Below are 8,352 nucleotides of genomic sequence, written 5' to 3' on the forward strand. Positions count from 1 at the left end.
GCTGGAGCGGCCGAGGGTCGTCCGGGCGCCAGCACCGCAGAAGACCCCACCGACGGCTGCCCCTGCGCCCCGGCGAAGGAGCTTGGCCGAGGCCCAGCGGCTCGCTTTGGATCGGTTCCGTCAAACCCAGGCCCGGCGGCGCTGAGTCCGATCTCTTGAGATGGTCTACGGGTGGTCCGGCTGGATGGTCACCCGAACTGCCTGGCGGGCCTGCGCAAGGTTGGCCAGGCATGCGTCCGGATCGGATCCGGTGACGACGCAGCGGGCCAGCACCGAGGCTGGGAACACCTCGACGGGAGTACCCAGAGGGGCCTCCCAGGCCAGCCTGGCCAGCCAGGGCCCATCCAGGTACTTGCGGTCGAACCCCTGGCCGGTCACGGTGCCGGTGGATCGCGCTCGGATCAGGGCGACGGCCGCGCTCGCAGCGCGGGTGGGTATGAGGGCGGGGTTCTGACCGGTGGCGGTCTGGATGGCGGCCAGGAGCAGGTCCACGCCGGTCGCCAGTCGCACGAGTTCGGGGACGCCGTCGCCCTGCAGGTGGGCCGCTACGTCGGTGATGACCGGGCCGAGCACGGTCATCACGGTGTGCACGTGCCCAACGCCGTGCTGGACTCCGAGGGCCTGGATCGCGCGGGCCGCGAGCTGCGCGAGGTCCGGGTCCATATCTTCCGCAGTGACGAGATGGGAGGAGGGCTGGAACAGGGGGTAGTTCGTGAACGTTGTCCGGACCGCTGCGACCACTCCGGTCCGGCTCTCGCTCGTGACGGTCTGAAGTGTGACCCGGTCGCCGTCCGGGGCTTGCTCGAGCAGAACGGCCCCGGGGGCGGTCTCTGCCGCGAGGGCCGCGGTGTGCGCGAACGTCCATGCGGTGTGGAGGTCTTCGGCCTTGTCGGCCCGGATCGCACCGTAGTAGCCAAGGTTAGCGAGCGGGCGCAGGACGACGGGATACCCGGTCCACAGCGCCGCGGCGGCTGCATCCTGATGGGACTCGACGCGGGTGCCTTGCGGGGTGGGCAGTCCCGCTTCCGCGAGCAGGACCCGCGCGATGGAACGATCGGCGGACGCGGCGGCCGATGCCCTGGACGGGCCTCGGACACCGAGTGCTTCAGCCAGTTCGGCGGCCTGAGACAGAGCCTCTGCTGTGAGCGCCAGCAGCCCCGCCGCCAGTTCACCACCGACGCTGCGCGCAGGTGGGGCGCGTCAGCTGCCCCCCAGTGCGATGCCGGCTCATGGAAGGCGATCGGACAGGTCTGGGCAACGCTCCGCAGGTCCGCCTCATGGCCCGTGGCCTGGCCGACGATCAGTACTTCGGGGAATCGGGGCACGATTCGTCTCCTCGTTCGTCGTAGCGGTCCACTGTCACCCCGGTCGCCATCGGTGAGTCCAAGTAGCAAGCCACACAGGATCGTTGCCGCTGACATGACGACGTGCAGCAGGGGCCGGCGGTTGCGAGAGCGGTCCGACCTGCGAGAACTCTTCGGCCGGGCCCGGGCAGGCGTCACGGCATCTGGTCGACCGGTTTCGGCGGGACCATCCAGACGAACCGATGACCCGAGGCCGCATCGAGGGGGCGGGTCATCAGCAGCGTGATTCGGGTCGGACCCCACATGGGGTGGTGAATCAAGCGCGTCTCGCCGTTCGGGTGAATGTACTCGTCGTCCAGCGAACGCTCCATCAACTCGGGCAGTGCCGGATCTCTGCGCGCCACGTCCTCAAGTTCACGGTGCAGCTCCACCAGGCCCAACTCCCAGGGCGAAGCCGCCATCGCTGCACGCAGCTGGCGGAGGAAGGGCAGCGCCCAACCGTCCCGCCATTCCAGCAAGACGGTGTCGCGTGCGGCCTTGTTGAACAGGATGTACCGCAGGACGTTGGTCGGCACCTCCGTACCGGCCCAGATGTCCCGATACGCCTGGTTGGTCAGTTCGATGTCCCAGCAGCGGTTGGACAGGTAACCAGGCAGGACGCTGGAGTCGAGTGCCAGCTGGTAGGCCGGCACCGAGGCCAGCTGATTGCTAAACGGCTGGGGAGGTTCCTGCCCTGTTGCTAGGAGGAACATCGCATGCCGCTCATGGGCACTCATGCGCAGCACGGAGGCCACGCGGTCCAGGAACTCGGGTTCCGCTCTGGTCAGACCTCGCTCGAAGTCGCCGTAGGACCGGACGGACATCCCGAGCATCGAGGCCGCACGCTCCTGGGAAAGGCCGGCATGGCGCCTCCCGCGCGTCGTGGCGGCGCCCCCCGGCGAGTCTGCCTCGACGGCAGCCCGACATCTGGCCAGCAGTGCCTGGAACTGCTCCTTCTGGTCCGGTGTACTGCCGTTCCCCTGCGGTGCGGTCGTCACTTGCATCCCCCTCATCCGGGCGCCGGCGATCGCCGCCGACAAGGTCCCTGGTCTCCCGGCAGCGGCCTCCCGGCGCGCTCCCGTCTCTCAAGCATTGCGCTCGGCCAAGCCGAGTCGGTGGTCAGGTACGCCTTACTACAATGCAACTTCAGGAAGGGCTCCTTCCTGGCCAACGGCGGCCGGTTCGACTACATCTTTAAGACCACGGGACGGCTTGGCATCTGAATCGGCCAATCGTCCCACCAGTTGCACACGCTCACAGACCGGGGGGCCTGATGATGCCGAAGCCGCCACATGAGCTTCAAGCCCACAACCACGAACGGAACAGCTCCGCGGAGCGCGCCTATCGAGTGCTGCAGACGTTGATCGAGCTCGGCCCGGGCCCGCACGCGCTCGCCGAAGTGATGGCCCACAGCGGACTCACCCGCTCCACCGCCCATCGCATCCTCCAGTCCGGCGTGCGTACGCACACCTTCGTCCAACCGACCTACGGCACCTACTCCATCGCCCACCCAAGCATCACAGGACACAGCCGGGACGCGCTGACCGCGCTGCCCGCCAGTTCCTCGGCCATCTCCGAGGAACTCGCCCACCTGCAGCGCCGCACGAACCAGGTCGTCGCCCTGCACAGCCACCTCCTGCTGGGCACCCCCTGCAGGATCTGCGTTGACATCGTGGACGGCAAGCGTCACGACTTCGCAGCCGCGCTGGCGACCTCCGACGCTGGGCCCGCCCTACGCCGTGCACCCCTGCACCAGGACGCCGCCGGCCTGGTCATGCTCGCCAGCCTCGACGACCTGAGCGCAGGCAACGCCGTCCTGCGGCGCATCAAGATACAGGGGTACGCACGCACCCCTTCCCCTGTCGCCGGGTGGGAAATGCTCTCCGTGCCGCTGTGGCGTGGCTCTGTCCTCGTCGGCTCCGTCAGCCTCCTCGCCCCCAATGCCTACTGGCAGCGGCGCGCCGAACGCCTGGCCGACGCCACTATGGACACCGCTGCGGCCCTGTCCCGACGCCTGGAGCACACCCGAACCCAGCGTCAGATCATGCCGATGCTGCAGCAAGCCAGCTGAACAGAAGCCCTCGGGGAAACAAGTCAATGCGCCGCTCACTCCTGATCGCCGGTACCAGCCGGGAGTTCGGTCTCTCCAACCCAAAGGTCCACCAAGCCGACTGCGACCGCGCCACGACCATCTGCCGCTCCGCGTCGGCACCAGGTGACCTCCTGTCCGCGCTCTGTGGCATTAGGCAATGTGATGGCGTCGGTGCGACGTTCGCCACGATCGAGGAGCAGCACGGCCCGGTCCAGGTTCTGGTGTCGAACACCGGAAACCCCCTCCGCAGGCTGCCACTCACGACGGCCGAAGACGACTTCGCCTCGGCACTGGAGAGCAATCTCACCGGCACCGACCGGGTGGCCCAGCTGGCGACGTGCAGGACGATCCGTCGCCGTGGGGGCCGGACCCTGTGCGCCTGCTCCACGCCCGCGTTCCATGGGCTGTTGGGGCCGTCCGGCTACACGGGATCCACAACGGGCCTGATCGGCTTCGCCCCATCCCTGGCACATGAGCTCGCGCCCCACAGCAGGACTCTGGACACCCTCTTCCTCGGCATGACGATCGCGGCGATGCTCGACGCGCCCGGTACCGAGGACATCGAGGGCCTGGCCACGCAGATGCCGCTGACCCGACTTGCCCGACACCCCAACGGGATCCTGCGGGCAGTGCTGTTCCTCACCTCACCGCGCAGGCCGCCTACCTCACGAAGCAAGTCCTCGCGTCGACGGCGACGCGCCCATGAGGCACTGAACTCCCACCCTGCCGCGCGTACCGGCTGGACTACCCGCACCAGGACTTGAGACGAGATGAGAGGTCCACCATGAGGTGACGTGTCATGCGGCCCGCTCCAAGGAGCACGGGCCGTTGGACTGCCACCTGCACACCGGTGTTACCAGCACCAGTTCCGGCGGCACGCCCTTCCCATCACCGCCGACATATGACCGAGTTCGCGCTCAGGTCATCTCCGGCGACGACCCGGGCAGCCACCCTCGACAGAGGACTTGCCACCCGGTATACCGCCCGACCGCAGGCGGGTCCAACAGGCGATGCCAGCCCCAGAATCGATAGCTGTCCCCTGGGGTTCATGCTGCCTCCACCTCCAGCAGAGACACCTCGATAATGCCTGAAGTCGTTCCCATTTGTCACGCAGGCGCGAACACGCCAATTACCAGATCTACCGGCCGTGACATCTCGTCAACACGCCGTATAGCGCGAGAAGACTCCGTCTCGTCCGCTTCCACCGTGAGACTGGAAGCTCTACGACTGGACGAGCCAATGCGGCTGCGCCTACGGGCTGCCATCCACACCACTCTGCGCTCACCCGCTGCGGCACATCTGAATGACACCGACCGGCTACTACGGATCATCACCATTGCGAAGGCCGAACTCGCCCTAGCCTGCGCCACCACGTCAACCGCCCCGGAGCTCGGCCGCTGGCTCGGGGTGTCCGTCTCTGCCATTCATCAGTCTCTGCGTCGGCAACGGTTGGCGTCCACGCTCGTTACCCGCCAGCGCTTCCGGGAGGCCGGCACCGTGCAGGGTCTGTTCGTCGGGGTCCCGGAGCAGATCGAGGCAACTCGGACTGGCAATCGCCAGAACCCGCTCGCCCTCAACCGCCCCGAGCTCGCCACCCTGCTTCGCGTCGTGGAGCGGCTCTTCGCCCCGGGCTGGCGTCGCCGGGACGGTCAGGTAACCCCTCCTGGGTTGCTTGCCGCCCGAACGGGTCGCGGTGCGCCAACCGACCGCCTCGCCTTGCTCCTCCTCGTGATGGAAGCCCGGTCTGACGGGCGGATACGGCTGTGCTCTGGGAAAGTCTGCAAGCGCGGGCGGGCAGCGGCAACACTTGCCCGGCTCCTGGGCAACAGCTGCACGCCGGCAGGGGCGGCCGGGATTCTTCAACGCCTCCAGAGCGCGGGAGCGATCCAGCTGGTCCGCCAGGCAACCAGCAGCCGGCTGCACCAGCGTGGCGGGATTGTGGTGCCGGTCGTGGCCCAGGACTGGGCAACGATGAAGGCCGCCCGGAGGGGCGCCGCTGCTTCCCGGCCCGATACCGCCGTTCCTACAACGCGGCCACACCGGCGTTGCGTTGGGCCGTCCCCGCAGGCGGCTGGGCCGGGGCCTGCTGGTAGTGCCGAGTTCCCAGAGAACTCCGCTACTGAAGCCCTTCACGCCTCTCACGCCGTTCACCCTGGCACCGACGGTAGAGCTGATGTCGCGGTTGGTGTTTCCGGCGAAGCCGAGACTGGGGTTCCCACCGTCGCCGGTGGAGCGCGTGCGTACGCGAGCGAGCCCAGCACGGTCCTGACCCGTCTCACCAGCCCCCCACCCGGCACGCCGGTGACACCCGGACCTCGGACCGGGGCGGTGCCGCCACAGCTGAGCATGTCGATCGCGGCATACTGCGTGCTGAAGGAGGCTGCGGCTCTCCTGCCGCTGATGACCGTCTGGGAACAGCGGGAAGCAGCACGGGCCGCTGGCGCGGCTGTGCGGGACGTCGCGGGCGACGTGGGACGGGTGGCGGGGCGTCTGCGGCACAGACTCGCCACTGCCACGTCTATTGCCAGCCCATACGGCTGGCTGGTACGGATCGGGCTTCGCCATGCCAGCGACTGCGGACGGGCCGAGTGCGAGAGCATGATCGACGTGGTGACAGGCCTCGAATGCGTTGCCTGCAGGTACCTCGTCGAGGGCGCGATCAGTCGATCTTGGCACACCACCAACGCGGCCGATAGACAGGCCGAGCCCCCCTCTGCGGGGCCGATAGCTTGCGAGGCCACGGCTCTGGCCGGACGGGAGATCCGGAAGGCCCGCTCCGAGGCTGCCCGGCTGGCCGTTCCCTGCGTGGACTGCGGCGCTCCTGGCGCGGCCGGGCTGTGTGCCGGCTGCTCGCAGGGACGGGCCATCAAGGCCGGCATTAGTGAGTGCATCGACCTGGCCTTGGCCGCCCGAGCCGACCTGGCCGACTACTCCAGTGTTCGCACCGTCTGGGACGAGGCCCGCTCGGAGATCCGTAGAACAAGGGCCGAAGCCCGACACGGAACGCAGGACGAGGAGATCGCCGGTGCCAGCGAGCTGCTCGCCATCGCCTGCACCCGCGACCAGTACCACCAGGACGCCCTCCACCGTCTCAAGCAATCGCCTGCCGTGGTTGCCGAGTCCCACAACGTCTACACGGCCGTGATGCGCTCCAAGCACCGATTCGACTCATCCGCCGCTGCCCGTCAGTCGGCCATGACCAACGCCGCGACTGCGGCAGACCGCGCGGCCAGGTTCCTGCTCCACCAGCGCGTGACAGCAGTGGCCCGGATCCGAGCAGGAATCGCCGACCGGTCCGGCGATCGGCATCTCAGCCGTCCGGCAACGCCCGTGGGCGGTGCCTGACGGACCGGCCGCCGACACCTGGGTCAACGGCCACCAGTCGACGCTGCCCGGAGTCACCCCGTACGGCGCGGTTCCCGAGGTTGGGCCCGCCCGTCTGCTGTCGCGACGGGCGGTCAAGGGGCGACCGGCGGCAGCGGTGTCAGATCGGCTTGTCCAGAACCAGGGCGACGTACCGGACGAAGCGTCGTACCGGGGTATGAGCCCGAACGAGGCGGGCGAACACCGGCCACTGGACGACGGGCAGGTCACGCAGCGGGGGCAACGCAAAACCGAGCAGGCGCCGTCCGACACCGGTACGGGCAAGGTAGGCGGCGATGGTGCCGAGTGTCATGAGGCTCCAGATAACCTGGCGAGTCCAGTCGTGGACGCGCCGGATCCGGTAGCCGGCGTCAGCGGCGTGCCGCAGGTAGCGGGCGAGCGGCTCGAACTCCTCGAACGCCCACGTGTCCCGGACCGTGCGGTCGGGATCCGCCGCACGGATCTCCGTCGGGTCGTCGGTGGCCCAGGCGAAGTCCACCAGGACGAGCCGGCCGCCAGGTTTCAGGACCCGGTAGGCCTCCCGCAGGAAAGCCTGGCGGCCGTCCGGACCAAAGTGGAACGCGGCTTCGAGGCAGTACACCCTGTCGAACGAGGCGTCGGCGAACGCGGGCGCGGCCGACATATCTGTGGCATCGGCGGGCAGGAACCGCACCCGCGGATGGTCTCCGTGCCGACGGACGGCCTGTTCCAGGTGAGGTGGATACAGGTCGACCCCAGTGGCACGGGCACCTCGTTCGGCGATGCGCACGGTGGTGCGCCCGGTGCCACAGGCGACGTCGAGGACGTGCTCGCCCGGTCGGGTCCGTAGGAGGTCGAGGGACCGGGTAACGAGGTCCTCCTGGAAGCCTGACAGACCTCCGGCGATGCGGAGCAACGACAGGGGCGTAAAGTATCCGAGGTTGAGCAGTTCCCCCCATCCCAGCATGCGGAGGACGGCGTAAAGCGAGTTGTTGTCGGGATCATAAGCATGGGTAAGCCTGTGATACGGATTCAACGACTACTCCTATCCCGGATTGTGACCGTCCATAGGCGGACCCGATCACCAGGGACTTCACCCGGCCACGGTGGCAGCCAGGTCGTTCTGGCGGCCTTACGGCCGCCAGGGCGGACCGGACCGGCACCACAGTTTGCGCGGTCTCCAATCATATGCCCGGCCAGGTATACACGATGACTACCGCACCGGTGGAGAAGCGTCTGCCGTGCCGCCATGATGGCGTCAGCGTGTCGGGTCCGGCAGCCTCGGCCGTGTGGTCAGAACGCTCCACAGGTGCCAGACGTGCGGTGGGGAAACGGCCAGGCGCCGGTTCGGCATTCCGTGGGCTGACCCGCCACGTGGAGCTCGCGGCCCGCGTGGCCTCGGCGCATGTCCGCGCCGCGTCTAGCGTCGGATGAGGCCGTGCCGCCGGAACGCTGCGTCCGGCAGGTACGTCTGCCGCGGTCTGAGCTTGACTCTGTCGGGGATCTTGGTGTTCGGCTGTCGGTGAGCATGGTGGTGCGCCAGTCTCGCGGGTGTACAACGCCCGCGAGATTCCC

The 8,352-nt window shown here is 68.4% G+C and carries 6 protein-coding genes; 3 read left to right on the plus strand and 3 right to left on the minus strand.

Translation table 11 applies throughout. From position 1 onward, the window contains the following. Positions 1 to 165: 165 nt before the first annotated feature. Complete coding sequence (locus ACFVU7_RS42860) at positions 166 to 1,167, minus strand: acetyl-CoA carboxylase biotin carboxylase subunit family protein (protein ID WP_388051882.1); 1,002 nt, start codon at positions 1,165 to 1,167, stop codon at positions 166 to 168. 331 nt (positions 1,168 to 1,498) lie between these two features. Beyond that, positions 1,499 to 2,341, minus strand: coding sequence for a helix-turn-helix domain-containing protein (locus tag ACFVU7_RS42865; RefSeq protein ID WP_388051864.1), 843 nt, complete (start codon positions 2,339 to 2,341; stop codon positions 1,499 to 1,501). A 278-nt stretch (positions 2,342 to 2,619) separates the two neighbouring features. Here ACFVU7_RS42865 and ACFVU7_RS42870 point away from each other — a divergent pair, with 278 nt between their 5' ends. From ACFVU7_RS42870 to ACFVU7_RS42880, 3 genes are all read left to right on the plus strand, one after another. Further along, entirely contained in the window at positions 2,620 to 3,414 is a 795-nt protein-coding gene (locus ACFVU7_RS42870; protein WP_388051885.1) for a helix-turn-helix domain-containing protein, read from the plus strand. A gap of 26 nt (positions 3,415 to 3,440) precedes the next feature. Next, positions 3,441 to 4,199 (plus strand): SDR family NAD(P)-dependent oxidoreductase, encoded by a 759-nt coding sequence (locus tag ACFVU7_RS42875; RefSeq protein ID WP_388051867.1) that lies wholly within the window; start codon positions 3,441 to 3,443, stop codon positions 4,197 to 4,199. 1,582 nt (positions 4,200 to 5,781) lie between these two features. Beyond that, positions 5,782 to 6,780, plus strand: a complete 999-nt coding sequence (locus ACFVU7_RS42880) for a hypothetical protein (RefSeq protein ID WP_388051870.1) — start codon at positions 5,782 to 5,784, stop codon at positions 6,778 to 6,780. Between the two features lie 139 nt (positions 6,781 to 6,919). On the opposite strand, the gene ACFVU7_RS42885 is transcribed toward ACFVU7_RS42880, so the two are convergent. Beyond that, a complete protein-coding gene (locus ACFVU7_RS42885; protein WP_388051873.1) occupies positions 6,920 to 7,813 on the minus strand; it encodes a class I SAM-dependent methyltransferase in 894 nt (297 codons plus the stop codon). Between the last annotated feature and the right edge of the window lie 539 nt (positions 7,814 to 8,352).

This window comes from Kitasatospora sp. NPDC058046 (assembly GCF_042885595.1).
Lineage (GTDB): Bacteria > Actinomycetota > Actinomycetes > Streptomycetales > Streptomycetaceae > Kitasatospora.

Excerpts from the sequence above, each read along its gene's own strand:
- ACFVU7_RS42880 (WP_388051870.1), top strand. The coding sequence starts at position 5,782 with ATGTCGATCGCGGCATACTGCGTGCTGAAGGAGGCTGCGGCTCTCCTG.
- ACFVU7_RS42875 (WP_388051867.1), top strand. The coding sequence starts at position 3,441 with ATGCGCCGCTCACTCCTGATCGCCGGTACCAGCCGGGAGTTCGGTCTC.
- ACFVU7_RS42870 (WP_388051885.1), top strand. The coding sequence starts at position 2,620 with ATGCCGAAGCCGCCACATGAGCTTCAAGCCCACAACCACGAACGGAAC.